The organism is Pedobacter sp. MC2016-05, from assembly GCF_026239735.1.
GTDB lineage: Bacteria > Bacteroidota > Bacteroidia > Sphingobacteriales > Sphingobacteriaceae > Pedobacter.
Map to the genome: position 1 here is coordinate 97,930 of NZ_JAPIVT010000006.1, position 14,467 is coordinate 112,396.

General features: G+C 37.6%; 8 protein-coding genes. 1 reads left to right on the top strand and 7 read right to left on the bottom strand.

Annotated elements, in window-relative coordinates:
• Positions 1-87: 87 nt before the first annotated feature.
• From OQZ33_RS10240 to surE, 7 genes are all read right to left on the bottom strand, one after another.
• Positions 88-2,532 (bottom strand): glutaminase family protein, encoded by a 2,445-nt coding sequence (locus tag OQZ33_RS10240; RefSeq protein ID WP_265798949.1) that lies wholly within the window; start codon positions 2,530-2,532, stop codon positions 88-90.
• Positions 2,533-2,737: 205 nt separating this feature from the next.
• Entirely contained in the window at positions 2,738-3,739 is a 1,002-nt protein-coding gene (locus OQZ33_RS10245; protein ID WP_265798950.1) for a LacI family DNA-binding transcriptional regulator, read from the bottom strand.
• A gap of 204 nt (positions 3,740-3,943) precedes the next feature.
• A complete protein-coding gene (locus OQZ33_RS10250; RefSeq protein ID WP_265798952.1) occupies positions 3,944-5,587 on the bottom strand; it encodes a RagB/SusD family nutrient uptake outer membrane protein in 1,644 nt (547 codons plus the stop codon).
• 10 nt (positions 5,588-5,597) lie between these two features.
• Complete coding sequence (locus OQZ33_RS10255; protein WP_265798953.1) at positions 5,598-8,777, bottom strand: SusC/RagA family TonB-linked outer membrane protein; 3,180 nt, start codon at positions 8,775-8,777, stop codon at positions 5,598-5,600.
• A 171-nt stretch (positions 8,778-8,948) separates the two neighbouring features.
• Entirely contained in the window at positions 8,949-10,058 is a 1,110-nt protein-coding gene (lpxB, locus tag OQZ33_RS10260) for a lipid-A-disaccharide synthase (protein WP_265798954.1), read from the bottom strand.
• Positions 10,059-10,156: 98 nt separating this feature from the next.
• Positions 10,157-10,429, bottom strand: a complete 273-nt coding sequence (locus OQZ33_RS10265) for a stationary phase survival protein SurE (RefSeq protein ID WP_265798955.1) — start codon at positions 10,427-10,429, stop codon at positions 10,157-10,159.
• A gap of 17 nt (positions 10,430-10,446) precedes the next feature.
• Entirely contained in the window at positions 10,447-11,292 is an 846-nt protein-coding gene (gene surE / locus OQZ33_RS10270) for a 5'/3'-nucleotidase SurE (protein WP_265798956.1), read from the bottom strand.
• 205 nt (positions 11,293-11,497) lie between these two features.
• On the opposite strand from surE, the gene OQZ33_RS10275 reads away from it, so the two are divergent.
• Positions 11,498-14,431, top strand: a complete 2,934-nt coding sequence (locus tag OQZ33_RS10275) for a M16 family metallopeptidase (RefSeq protein WP_265798957.1) — start codon at positions 11,498-11,500, stop codon at positions 14,429-14,431.
• Positions 14,432-14,467 lie beyond the last annotated feature (36 nt).

Here is a 14,467-nt window from a genome sequence, read left to right on the forward strand (position 1 = left end):
TGGTTTTGTACTTGGTTAGTTATCTTTTCAGATGGATTTGTTAGTTTTTTTTGTTCGTTTATATTATTTAGTAAGTGAATAATTTGTTTATTTATTAGCCCAGCGATCAGCAAGCATTTTGATGAAGTATCCGCCGACCACACTCCTAGCCTGAAAACCGGCTTTTTTTCCGCTGATGGTTTCATGCCAATCGCTTAATGGCACCTTATCCGAAGTTTCACTTGTAAATTTGTGTATGGGTTTGATAAACTTTTGAAATTCCTGCTGATTGTCGCTCAAGGTTGCTGTCCATATAATCCAATCAGATTTTGTATAGGATTTGCGGCTATCAAGCGGTAAACCAAAAGCATTTTGCTTGGTTAAATAGTAGTTGATTTCTTTGCGGTAAACATCATTAGGAAATAAATTCAGTTTTAATAATTTATCCCAAATCAGGTTATATTTTTGGCTCCAGGTGTTTTTATCATTGAAGGTTAATGCGTAATGGTCGCCGGCATCGGCAAGTTTTTGCCAATTTTTGGCCATATCCAATGCAGCATTTCTATACTTCAAGGCTACATCTGTTTTGCCCAACTGCTGCGCAAGCTGGGCATAAACACCCAAGCCGACAATTGCTTTTACCGATAAATTCGCATTTCGAGCCAAATGACCAGCAAAATCATCAGTACATAATTGGTTCGTTGGATCGAAACCTTCTTTAAAAAGATAGTTAGCCCATCTCGACATTTCTTTCCAGTGCTTCTCTGCATAACCGGCATTACCTTCAGCTTTGGCAACAGCACCCACCAAAATGATCATATTTCCCGCTTCTTCCACCGGCATATCTTCGCCATAAATCTGCCCATTGGCTATTGGATATGTTCCTATATCATGCGCAGGATAATCCTTGTTCCATTTTCCGCTTTCCGAATAGTAGAAAATACCATTCAACATTCCTTTTAATAATTCAGGGTTGTAAAGCAAATATTGCGGTGCCGATGGATAAGTAACATCTACCGTATTGATAAAACCGCCACTAAAATTCTCCTTTGACAGAAATAAAATATCGCCATTTGGGGCATAGACAATTTTGTGCGCTGCAATACTTTGGCGATAAGCCAATTTGCACATATCGGCATATTCCTTGCCGCCAGCTTTAGTTGCATCGGCGACTAACTTAGCATCAAAAGCTTTTGTTTTGGCTTTAAGTGTTGAGTAATCGTCGTTAGCTTGTATAAGTTGGCTCTCGAAAGTGCTTGATGGAAAAGTTCTCCAAATTGGCGATAATTGATCTCCGAAATATTCAATTGATTTTAGGTCATCATAACCCAGCATCACATATTTTTCTACCGCCTTTGCGCCAACCGCACCAAAAGGAATGATAGTACTTAAATCTTGTGTTTTAACATTAATAGCGTTTGAAGCTTGCGGGTATTGCCCAGACTTAAAACTATTTAAATTCGAGATTTGAGTACCAATAAATTGCTTTGCTCCAAATTTAGAAGGAACCGCCACATACATATAACCCCAGTCAATTCGTAAATCATCATTTTTCTTTTTTAGAATCGGTTGCTCTACCGTACCTGCTTTTAAAATGGATAAATTATTGTTGGTATTTTTCCAAACGGAAACAGCCTGATTAGGCGTATTAACCGCTAAATTGGATGAAGCACTAAAATAGATATCAACCTTGTGTGCTTTGTCATCAGCAGATTTTACTGCGTAAGTAATATAGCTAATCGGCCTTGCCGTTAATTTGATATCGTTTAATAGCAGTGGCGAAGTGAAGGTCACTTTTAAATTTACACCACCGCATTTAAAATCGTAAATGGTATTGGTAGCTTCAACGGCTACATTGGTTTGTATTGCTTTTAATACTTGAGAACCATTCGGAATTTCTTCTACAATTCCTGCGTCAAGATGCCTTCCCCCTGCTGTATTTTTACAATCAATAGCTAAAAGGTTTTGGCCAGGATTTAAAATGCCCTCTTCAATTGGAATATAAATGTATTCGTGTACCCAACCGTCTTTTTCATAAATCGTTTTACCATTTAGATAAACGATAACATTATCATCATGACTAAGCTTTAAATATTTTTTAGCTGATGAAGACTTACTAACTGAAAACTTTCTGCGATAATAAATTTCATCCGTATTCCATTTTGTCTTGGCCGTATTATCGTCGCCAAAGGGAGCCTCATTCTTTTTCCAATCACTGTCGTCAAAACCTAGGCTGTTCCAATCTGTCGCTGGCTTCTTAAATGTATAGCTAGCCTGGTAACTGGTTTCATCGGCAGCTGGCAAAATTGTTTTATAGTTTTTCGACTCAGCACCTAGAAAACGATAAAACTTGCCATCAACTTTAGCCACACCTAAAAGCGATTGTTCTTTGCCTGTCCAATGTTTGGTTACCGAATTGTTTAATTCATCGCCAAAAGACCAAATGCTTAAATAGGTATCGTGAGCAATTAAAGGATAAGCTGGAGCCTTATCTTGAGCTTGAACATTAAAATGTAAGATGCAGCAAAATGCAAAGAAGTATAGTTTTCTCATAAACAGAATATTTGGTTACGTTAAACGTTTTACTAATCTGACAAATCACTTCTTTTAATTTAAATTAAAAGAAAAAAATTTCAGATATTGATTTGAGATTGACCTAGGCCTTAAAACATAAAACGTTTTACTAATTCAATATTAAAGAATTAAATTCCATATTAAAATAGCTGATTCGCAACATTTTAGTTACAGGAAATAGAAACTATCTTTCAATGAGTTTTGCAGGAATAATCACCTTTTGATTTTCTGCTTTGGCTTTAGAAGAGAGCTGATTTAGAATAAGTTGTATAACAGTTTCGGCAATTTCTTCGAGGGGTTGTTGAACAGCAGAAATGCTAGGCGTATGAAGTTCAAAAACCTCATGATCATCATAGGCAATAACCGAAAAGTCATCTCCTATTTGCTTATTAAGTTGTTTTAGGGCTTTTAAACCACTGATGGCTAAATAATTGGTAGCAAATAGTACCGCATCAATTTCTTTTGAAAGGAACAGGTTTTTCATTTCTTCAATGGATTCGGTTTCATCCTGATTGAAATGAATTTTGAGTACCAGCTCGTCCGAATAGGTAATCTGATGATCGATCAAAGCTTGTTTATAACCATCAAAACGTTCCACGATTTGTTCTACATCGATATCAGTAGTTACAAGTGCAATTTTTCGTTTACCATCTTTGATGAAACTTTCTATAGATTTATAAGAGGCTTTAAAATGATCGGCACCTACATAATGAGTTTCCACATCCGATAAATTTCTATCGAACAAAATCACAGGTTTATTATCCGCCAGTAAAGCATTAATATCTTCTTCGATTCCTTTGGTAGGTGAGATGATATAACCATCAACCTTCCTCGATTTAAACATATTGATTAAGTCTTTCGCCTTTTCAACATCATTTTCTGTACTGGAATAAATGATTTTATAGCCCTTTTTATACGCTTTATCTTCTATTAAGCGAGCAATACGGGAAAAGAATGAGTTGGAAATATCTTCAATAATTAATCCGATGATGTTCGAGTTACCTGTACGTAAACTCCTTGCAATTTGATTGGGTTTATAACCACTTTCTTTAATAATCTCTTCCACTTTCTTAATCACAGCTTCGCTAATCGATTTCTCTTTTGCTTTACCATTAATGATAAATGAAACTGTTGTGATAGATACACCTGCCTTAACGGCGATATCTTTTATGGAAAGGGTTTTCATTCTTTAGCGCTTCAGATGATATATTGTAATAAGTCTCCCGTATTTATATAGGGATTTTTCAATTTTTGCTAATATAAAGCATCTTGATTAATATTTTCTTAATATTAATCGATTTAGGTTCTGCCGTTTTGTAAAATATTCATACCTGATTGTTAACGTTTTGTTAAAACAGAAAAGGCACATTTAAGTGCCTTTTCTGTTGAATTAATAACCTGGATTTTGTTTTAGGTTTGGGTTAAGTGCAATTTGTTGCTGTGGTATTGGATATAATTGTCTGTTTGCATTGGTTGGCTTATGATCCCACCAATCCGTTGTTGCAAATTTTCCAAAACGTATCAAATCGTCGCGACGGAATCCTTCAAAAATGAACTCACGCCCACGCTCTACCAACAATTCATCTAAAGTTAGGGTTGCCGTTGTATATTGATTTGCAGGCCAATCTGCTGCTGCAAAAGCTCTTACTTTGCAATCATTAATTAATTTTACCGCCTCTGCAGTGGCCGTGCCCCCATTTTTACGCATTAAAGCTTCTGCTTTGGCAAAATAAATCCATGTTAAACGATAAATGTTCCAATCCGTATTGTTATAAACATTACTCGGTTGTGTAGTTGCGTTTGCAACTTGGTTACCCAGTTTATATTTATTAAAACGTACACCGCTGTTTTCTTCACCTTCGCTCATGTTAGAAACAGTAGATCCAGTTTTATTTTTCTGTATATTATCCACAAACTCCAACTGCTTACCATCATATTCATTTCCACCAGTTGCAATTAGTGGTTGCCCGTTATCAAAACGTGTCATTTTACCTTCCAGTAACCATGTTCTTTTTCTTAAATCGGCATCAACATATTTGGTAAAATTTCCTGGCACAACTACAATACCATCGTTACCATTTCTACTTCCGCCATAAATAAACTGCTGATTAAAGTGGTAAAAATCGCTTGGGAAACCTGGTTGGAAATTAGCTCTTTGGAATTCGTATGCTACAGAGAAAATAGTTTCTTTACTTAAATCGTTATCAGGTTTAAACTGATCGGTGATATTAGGATCCAAAGCTATGTTGCCGTTCATTCCACCAGCTTGGTTCGAAATTATTTTATCCGCAGCTGCGATGCAATCATCCCAACGGGCAGTGCCTGTCCATGCTTCAGCATTTAAGTAAAGCTCTACCAGCATGGCATAACCTCCAGCCTGGCTCATTCTACCTAACATGGCTTTTGATAGTTTTGGCGCTTTTTCTATATTATCCTTAATTTCTTTTTCAATGAAATTAAACACTTCAGTTCGGCTCATTGTAGATGGCCTAGCTGGCTCTCCAACCACAGTAACTACCGGGATGTTACCAAACAAATCCATCAATTTTAAATAATGATAAGCCCTGAACAACTTAAGTTCAGCTAAAAAAGCATCCTTTTCCTGTTGAGTAATCCCTAACTGCCCAGCATCCCTTTTTTCTAAATTCTCGATTGGCACGTTACATAAACCCACACCCCAATACATAAGCGACCAGGCATTATTTATTCCACCTTCATCAACCGTCCAGGTGTGGTAATGTAGCCTTTTCCATTTACCACCATCCTCACCGTGGCGACCTTTGGTTGGCCAGGCAAGTTGATCGGCAGAAAGCTCGGCTAAACGCCACCAACCATCCTGCCCTGCTGAAGTTCCCCATGCATTTGCATGCGTATATGGCCTCAAAACAGCAGAGATAATTTCATTTTTGTTGGTGTAAAAATTCTCACTACTAATGGTATCATACAAATTCTCATCTAGTTTTGTACAACCGTTTGCCGTAATTAACAGCATTGCTGCTAAACACGATGAATATATTTTATTTAATGTTTTCATGTTATTCAGTTTAAAATCCAAAGCTTACACCTAATAAGAAAGATGAGGTGCTTGGGTAAGGCCCTCTACCATCTACACCTAAAACACCATCGTTTGCTGGTTGGCCTAAGCCTGTATCCTTAACAAAATCCGGGTCGTTACCTGTGTATTTTGTAAAAGTGGCTAAGTTTTGTCCCGTGATATAAGCTCTCAAATTTCGGATGTTTTTCGATTTCAGCTTGAAAGTATATCCGAAGGTTACCTCGTCAATTTTTAAGAAACTACCATCCTCGATATAATAATCGGAGTACATGTAGGTATCATTAATCTGAGCATACTTATCAAATGCAGAACTTAACAAATTGGTACCCGAAACTTTGTTACCGTAAGAAAGTGCAGTAGTATTTAAAATTTGGTAATCAAATTTACCTCTTAAGAAGACACGCAAATCGAACTGTTTATAATTAAAGCTATTGGTTAACGATAAATAATATTTTGGGATAGCATTACCGATCACCGCTAAATCTGTTTGATCTCTATTAAATGAGTTATTGATTTGGTCATTCCTCACCGGCTGACCATTTCTATTAAAGAATAACCATTTTCCATCGGCAGTAAAGCCTGCGAAGCGTTTACCCCAGAAATCGCCAATCTTGCCGCCTTCGTAAATACGGATGGAGTTACCTAAATCTCCAAAACCGCCTATGCCAGATGTAGAAAGATAATCTCTTTTATATTCGCTATTTGAATAAGAATCTAATTTATTGCTTGTGGTACTTGCAGCTAAATCAATGTTGTATTTAAAATCTTTTCCCTTAACGGCTTGATAGCTTAATGCCAGCTCAATACCTTTTGCAGAAATCGATCCTACGTTTGTATAAATCGACGAACGCACAAATGGCGGTTGTGGTGAATCGTAATTATCCAATAAATCTTTGGTTACGCGTTTAAACAAATCTAATGATCCGGAAAGACGGCTTGAAAAAAGCGTAAAATCTAAACCTAAGTTAATCTCTTGTTTCTTTTCCCATCTCAAATTTGGATTTGGGTTGGTGTTCGGACCATAGGTTTCGCGATATTGGCCATCAGGATAAAGATAAACTCCACCTGTACCTAATGTTACCAAAGATGCATAGTTCGAAATACCTGAATTACCAGTTTCGCCGTATCCAACTCTCACTTTCAAATTATTCACCCATTTCACGTTCTCCATAAATTTTTCTTCGGTAACTGTCCAACCGGCAGAAACGGCAGGGAAATTTGCCCATTTATTATTTACACCAAAACGTGATGAGCCTTCTCTACGCAAAATGGCTTGTAAGTAATACCTGTTTTTGAAGGTATAGTTCACTCTTCCGAAAAAAGCAATTAACGTATTGTCATTTTTAAAACTTCCTAGAAATGCTTTACCAGCAGACAATTGATTACCTGCATTTAAATTATTTTCTTGGAACTGATCGTTTAAGAAACCTAAGTTTCCGGCATTAAAACCCTCATTAACTTCATAGCGGTAACTATAGCCACCAATTGCAGTTAAGCTGTGGTCGTCGCCAAATGTAGTTGCATATTGTAAAGTTGGCTCTACGTTAAAATTCTGCTCCAAAACAGTTGATCTGGCGGCATAACCTCCATTTTTATAAATGTCATTCTCTAAGGAATATTCGCCAAATACCGATCGATATGATCCATCAATGTAGCTGTTGCGTTGAACGGCACCAAAAACGGAAGCTTTGAAACCTTTAAAGATCTCGTATTCTGCTTTAGCATCAATAGAGCTGGTTTGTTGTTGTCTTTTATTGGTTTCTTGCTCTAACCTGGCCAATTCGTTGGTCGCATTTGGATCAAAAAACCAGCTCCCGTCAGGGTTGTAATAAGATTGGGTAGGGTTCCGGGTTAACTGATTTTCCCAGCCACCACCGCCAAGCAAATCTCCTTTATTAAAATTGGTCGATAAGTTTACCTGTGTAAATAATTTATCATCAAGACCTTTCGAGTTTAAGTTCAATCTTATCCCATATTCCGTACGACGGTTATTTTTTGCAAAACCCTGTAAATCGCGATAGTTGATACTGGCCCTGTAACTTGTCTTTTCAGAACCGCCAGACATAGAAAGGTTATGGTTCTGACTTAAGTTTTCCTTATTCACTAGATCATTAAATGGATCAAGCGAAGCACCATAATCCTGGCGATCGAACTGTCCACTTCGGATTTTCTCTCTGAATTCATCTACAGTTAAAAAATCTGGTCTTTGATACAAATATTCTTTACGCAAATAGCCTGAATAATCGAAACGAGCTGGCCCTGCTTTACCTTTTTTAGTGGTAACGAGAATTACGCCGGCATTTGCCCTTGTACCGTAAATTGCGGCACCCGAGCCATCTTTAAGCACACTAAATGATGCGATATCATCTTGCTGCAAAAGATCTAAATTTCCTCCCGGAATTCCATCAATAACAATTAGCGGACTTTGGCTACCCGTTACAGATGTTACCCCACGAAGCTGCACACCTACACCTGAATTTGGGTTAGATCCGCCCGTTCGGGTAATTTGTAAACCTGCAACTTTACCTTGTAATAAATCTAGCGGGTTTCGCGACCCACTTTGCCTAAATTGAGAAGTATCTACCGTGGCAATCGCCGATGTTACCTCTTTGGCCTTTAGGGTACCATAACCCACTACTACTACTTCATCCAATTTTTGCGAAGCTGATGGTACAAGATTGACTGTTAAGGGTGCTGTACCATTACCAGCAGGAATAGATTTGGTTTGATAACCAATATAACTGAATACTAAAACATCAGTTGGAGCAGTAACAGCTATAGAAAATCGCCCATTTTCTTGAGTTACAGAACCGCCCGTTTTACCTTGAATTTTGATTCCAACTCCAGGTAAACCGATTTTTTTTTCGTCTAAAACCACTCCGGTAATTGTCTTTTGTCCGGCGGCACCGGCTGGTGCAGTAGCGGGGCCATCTTTTGGCGGTGATGCCTGCACCGGACTTGCACCACCTAATGGATTTACCGGTGCCTTAACAGAATCTGCAGGAACTGGCGTTGGGACCTTTTTAGTAGTGTCTCTTTTTGTGGTGTCTTGCTGAAAATAATAATGATTGAAACTTTTGGTTTCTCCCATCGATTTAGCAAACAACAGGGGGCTCGAAATTAGGAACAGGCATAGGAATCCTGCAATCCTGAGTAGAATGTTTCTCATTGGCACTCATTAGTTTAGTTTATAATTAGTTACGCTATGCGTCTAACTTTCTCTTAATTAACGAGGGCGAGGGATGATTAATTAGGTACGATTAGAATTACGCAAAACGATTTAGTAACGCTTAAAAGAGACATTTGTTTTAAAAAAAATGAAAAAGTTTTTTTTGAGAAACTATTTTATTGACGAATATTGATAAATCAGCTTAGCGGTTTTAGCAGATGCACCCGGTTTTCCCATCAAACGGAGCAACTCCTCGTAGTTGTGAAGCATTCTTTCTCGGCCATCGCCTTCCATAATAAGTTGAAGCTCTTCGCCTACCTTTTTAGTGTTACAATCTTCTTGAATAAGTTCGGTTACAATCTTTTTATTCACGATTAAATTAACCAGGGAAATGAATTTAATTTTCACTAACATCCTGGCGATAGCAATAGAAATTGCACCTCCACGATAAACCACCACCTGCGGAACTTTAAACAAAGCAGTTTCTAAGGTAGCTGTGCCCGAGGCCACAATTGCAGCATGGGCATGATGCAATAAGTTGTAGGTGTTATTAAATAAAAGTTTAACTTTTTTGGAGCCTATAAATTGTTGATAATAATTTTCATCGAAAGTTGGTGCGGCAGCAATGGCGAATTGATAGGCGGGAAATTGATCTGTAATACTAAGCATTACCGGTAATAACCGCTCAATTTCTTGTTTTCTACTACCAGGCAATAATGCAATGATTTTCTGTTCAGCTAAATTGTTTTGGGAGATAAAATCTGGATCAGGAGAAAAGGCAGCTTGCTCATCCAAAAGTGGATTTCCAACATAATCCACTTTCATACCCCATTCTTTATAAAAATCTACCTCGAAAGGTAAGATGCAAAACATATGGTCAACAACCTTTTTGATTTTAAGCACCCGCTTCTGATTCCAGGCCCAAATTTTTGGAGAGATATAATAACAAACCCGGATGTTATTTTCTTTGGCAAATTCAGCTATTTTTAAATTGAAACCTGGGAAATCAATTAGGATCAATACGTCGGGTTGCCAGCTTAAAATATCGGCTTTGCACTTTTTAAGGTTTTTAAAAATCGTCCTTAAATTCAACACTACTTCCGTAAAACCCATAAAGGCCATATCAGCATAGTGCTTTACTAACTCGCCCCCTTCGGCCTGCATTTTATCGCCGCCAAAATAACGGAATACAGCCCTGTCATCTTCGTGCTTTAATGCCTTCATTAAGTTTGCACCATGTAAATCGCCTGATGCTTCGCCGGCTACGAGGTAGTATTTCATTTTGGTATATCACTTATCATCATTGTGAGGCACGAAGCAATCTTAAGGCGGATGTACTTCATGAGATTGCTTCGTGCCTCGCAAGGACGGTTATGTTATTAAAAAACCTTGTAGGCGAAGAAAATAAAAGCACACAAAAATGTTGCAGCTAAAATTCCTCTGCCAATATTAAGCTTATTGTATTTAAAAAAATATTGCATTGCGTAGGCATTAACAGCAATGCCGCCGATGTAAAGCAAATCGGCCTTAGCCAGCGACGACACATGATGAATAACATACCAAGCCAGTCCACATAAAATGGCTGGTATTATTAAACCTATCGCCAAACCAATCCAAACAGAATCAGTGATTTTCCTTAACTTATCGCTCATGTTATCTAAAGATAGAATTAGCCTAAATTGATTCCATCAGGAGCAGAAATAGTGGTTTTCCCTTGATCGGATTTCGAAATATCACCATCAATAAAATTCCATCCATTTAAAGTTTGAATGGCATGATGCGCCGTTAAATCGAACTGTACTGGCACAACTGAAACATAGCCATGTTCCAATGCCCAAACATCTGTATCTTCACCCTTATCAAAATTTTCGAAAACACCTGTTAACCAATAATATGGTCGTTTGTATGGATCAACACGCTCATCAAATTCCTCCATCCACTTAGCATTAGCTTGCCTGCAAACTTTTACACCTTTGAGTTGATCACCCTTTGGGAAATTTACGTTTAACAAAACGCCTTCTGGCAAACCATTTTCAAGCACCTGGAGACAAATATCTTTAATGTATTTTTTGGTATGACTAAAATCTGCATCAGCAGCAAAATCATCCATCGAAAAACCAATAGATGGTATTTTTTCGATGGCACCTTCAACCGCGGCAGACATGGTACCTGAGTATAAAACATTAATGGAGTTATTTAAACCGTGATTAATACCCGAAACACAAAGATCTGGTTTCTTGCCCTTGAAAATTTTATTTACTCCAAGCTTCACACAGTCTACTGGAGTACCACTACATTTGTACATCTCCACACCATCATAAAGATTCACTTTATCAAAACGAATGGGTTTACCGATGGTGATTGCATGCCCCATTCCGCTTTGTGGACTATCGGGCGCAACCACAACCACATGTCCAATTTCCTGCATTACCTCCATCAAATTTTTAATTCCGGTAGCGGTAATACCATCATCATTTACTACTAAAATAGTTGGCTTTGCTTTATGCTTTGTCATGCTGGTAAAAATACAGAATATAAAATCAAGGCACAATAAAGCGCTATTTTATATGCGAAAATCATTTATGATCCATCTAAAAGAATATATTTTTTAAAGCATTTCATTCGATGCCGGAAAGCATATATATTTGATTAAACAACTTATTAATGTGAGGATTGGATTTAAAAATTCAGTACTTCAATCACTATCATAAACCAAACGAATGAAAATCAAACTATTTACATTAGCTTGTTTTCTTGTTGCAAGTTCAGTGGCAAAGGCCCAAACTGCTTATCAATGGAAAACAGGAACCTCTGGCGGTTACAGCTATAAATACGTAACCAACGATCCTACTAAATCTCGCTTCTACACGCTGAAAAACGGCCTTACTGTAATTTTATCGCAGAATAATAAAGAACCCAACATTACCTATAAAATGGCTGTAAGGGCTGGTAGCAATACAGATCCGAGAACAAATACCGGTTTAGCCCACTATCTGGAGCACCTTCTATTTAAAGGGACCGATAAATTTGGAACCCTAAACTATGCGAAAGAAAAACCTCTGCTAGACAAAGTGGAGGCACTTTACGAAACTTATAACAAAACAACTGATCCGGCTAAACGTAAGGAGATTTACAAAGAAATTGATAAGGTTTCTGGCGAAGCCTCTGAATATTCTATTGCAAATGAATATGATAAAATGATGAAAGCCATTGGCAGTAACTCTACGAATGCGCACACCTCAGTCGAGGAAACAGTGTACGAAGAAGATCTTCCATCGAATAATATTGATCGGTTTTTATCTCTTCAGGCAGAGCGTTTCCGTGCCCCAGTTTTCCGTATTTTCCATACTGAATTGGAAGCCGTTTACGAAGAGAAGAACATTGGCATGGACAACGATGGACGTAAAATGTATGAGAAAATGCTTTATACCCTATTTCCAACACATAACTATGGACAACAAACCACAATTGGTACTATTGAGCATTTAAAAAACCCATCGCTGGTAGAAATCAGAAAATATTACAACAAATATTATGTGCCTAATAATATGGCCTTAATCATGTCTGGAGATATTAATTATGATGATTTGATTAAAAAAATTGATAAAAATTTCTCTTATATGGTTTCGAAACCATTAGCACTGTATAATCCTGCACCAGAGAAACCACTTACTCAGATTCAAAAGGTTGATATTTACGGTCCTAGTGCAGAAAACCTTTATATTGCTTACCGGGGTTATGCCCAAAATACCCGTCAAAGTTTGCTATTGGATTTAATCGGTAGCATCCTATCAAACGGAAAAGCTGGTTTAATGGATATCAACATCAATAAACAACAGAAAATGTTGAGGGCGAATGCGGGTTATAATTCAATGAAAGATTATGGCGTTTTCATTTTATCAGGTTCGCCAAAGGCCGGACAGACTTTAGAAGATGCTCAGAAACTTTTATTAGAACAAGTAGATCTACTTAAAAAAGGTGAATTTGATGAAAGCTTAATTAAGGCTACTGTTGCCAACATTAAATTAGCTGAATTGCAAGGTTACGATAACAACGATGTTCGTGCTGATGCCACGATGAATTCATTTATCCAAAATCGCGGTACAGAATGGGACAAAACGCTGGCCTCTACCGATGCAATGGCAAAGGTTACCAAAAAGGAAATTGTTGATTTTGCAAATCAGTTTTTTATCAACAACTATGCTGTTCTTCTCAAACATAAAGGAGAAGACAAAAGCATCATGAAAGTAGAAAAACCGACGATTACTGCCGTAAAAACTAATGCAAACGAGGTTTCTCCTTTCACAAAAACAATTATCAGTTCTCCAATTAAGCCAATTGCACCTAAATTTTTAGATTACAAAAAGGACTTGAATTTTGGTAAAGCTGGCATCGCTGATGTAATCGCTGTTCAGAACACAGAAAACGGTATTTTCCGAATGGGCTATCGTTTTGAAATGGGTTCTTATAATTACAAGTTATTGCCTTACGCGGCTCAATATTTAGCTTTTTTAAGTACCGATAAATATTCGGCAGAAGATATTAGCAAGGCTTTTTATAACTTGGCCTGTAACTATAATATTAACGTAGGTACGGAAGTAACAACTGTTTCTTTAAGCGGTTTGCAAGAAAATTTTGATAAAGCTGTGGCCCTTTTAGAAGATGTTTTAGCGAATTGTAAGCCGAACGAAAAAGCGCTCGAAGATTTAAAAGGCCGTTTATTAAAATCAAGAGAAAACGCTAAGCTGAATAAATCATCAATTTTAGGTGGCTTGATGAGCTACGCACAATATGGTGCGGATAATCCTTTTAACTATGGATTAAGCAATGACGAAATCAAAAACATGAAATCGTCTGATTTGATTTATTTGTTGCACAACCTAACCAACTACAAACACACGATTACTTATTTCGGTCCAAAGGCTTTAGATGCCTTCTCGGCAGACATAGCGAAAGTTCATGCTTTGGGTAAGGATTTTACACCAGCAGCTCCAATGAAAAAGTTTGTTTATACCACGACAGATTCTAACAAAGTCTACTTTGCAGATTACGACATGGTACAGGCAGAAATTCGCTGGGTACGCAATGCTGGTTTATACGACCCAACTAACGCAGCAAAAATTGGCCTGTTTAACAACTATTTTGGTGGTGGCATGGGTTCTATCGTCTTCCAAACCATTCGCGAATCCAAAGCCTTGGCTTATTCTACTTTTGCGGTTTACTCCTCACCAAATAGCAAAGACAAAGAGAATAGCATGGTAGCTTACGTGGGTACGCAAGCAGACAAAATGAATGAGGCCGTAGCCGGAATGAACGAGCTTTTAACGGTATTGCCTGAGTCGGACAAATCTTTCGATCTTTCGAAAAACAACTCTTTAAATGGAATTGAAACTGCTAGAATTACAAAAGATGGCATTATCTATTCTTATTTAGCTGATAAAAAACTAGGTTTCGATCATGATTCTCGCATTGATGAATATGCTGCGTTGAAACCCTTAAGCTTCGCAGATGTAAAATCTTTCCACAATGGAAATATCTCAGGCAAGCCTTACAACTATTGTGTGGTAGCCTCAGAGAAAAAAATTAACATGGCCGATTTAGCCAAATATGGCGCTGTTACTAAATTAAGTTTAGAGCAGATATTTGGATACTAAGAAAGGTTGAGGGTAAAAAGGCGGAGGGTTTAAGGT

What these genes read in the sequence shown, in the direction of transcription:
- surE (WP_265798956.1), bottom strand. Translation starts at nt 11,292, where the DNA reads ATGACAAAGCATAAAGCAAAGCCAACTATTTTAGTAGTAAATGATGAT.
- OQZ33_RS10255 (WP_265798953.1), bottom strand. Translation starts at nt 8,777, where the DNA reads ATGAGAAACATTCTACTCAGGATTGCAGGATTCCTATGCCTGTTCCTA.
- OQZ33_RS10275 (WP_265798957.1), top strand. Translation starts at nt 11,498, where the DNA reads ATGAAAATCAAACTATTTACATTAGCTTGTTTTCTTGTTGCAAGTTCA.
- lpxB (WP_265798954.1), bottom strand. Translation starts at nt 10,058, where the DNA reads ATGAAATACTACCTCGTAGCCGGCGAAGCATCAGGCGATTTACATGGT.
- OQZ33_RS10245 (WP_265798950.1), bottom strand. Translation starts at nt 3,739, where the DNA reads ATGAAAACCCTTTCCATAAAAGATATCGCCGTTAAGGCAGGTGTATCT.
- OQZ33_RS10265 (WP_265798955.1), bottom strand. Translation starts at nt 10,429, where the DNA reads ATGAGCGATAAGTTAAGGAAAATCACTGATTCTGTTTGGATTGGTTTG.
- OQZ33_RS10240 (WP_265798949.1), bottom strand. Translation starts at nt 2,532, where the DNA reads ATGAGAAAACTATACTTCTTTGCATTTTGCTGCATCTTACATTTTAAT.
- OQZ33_RS10250 (WP_265798952.1), bottom strand. Translation starts at nt 5,587, where the DNA reads ATGAAAACATTAAATAAAATATATTCATCGTGTTTAGCAGCAATGCTG.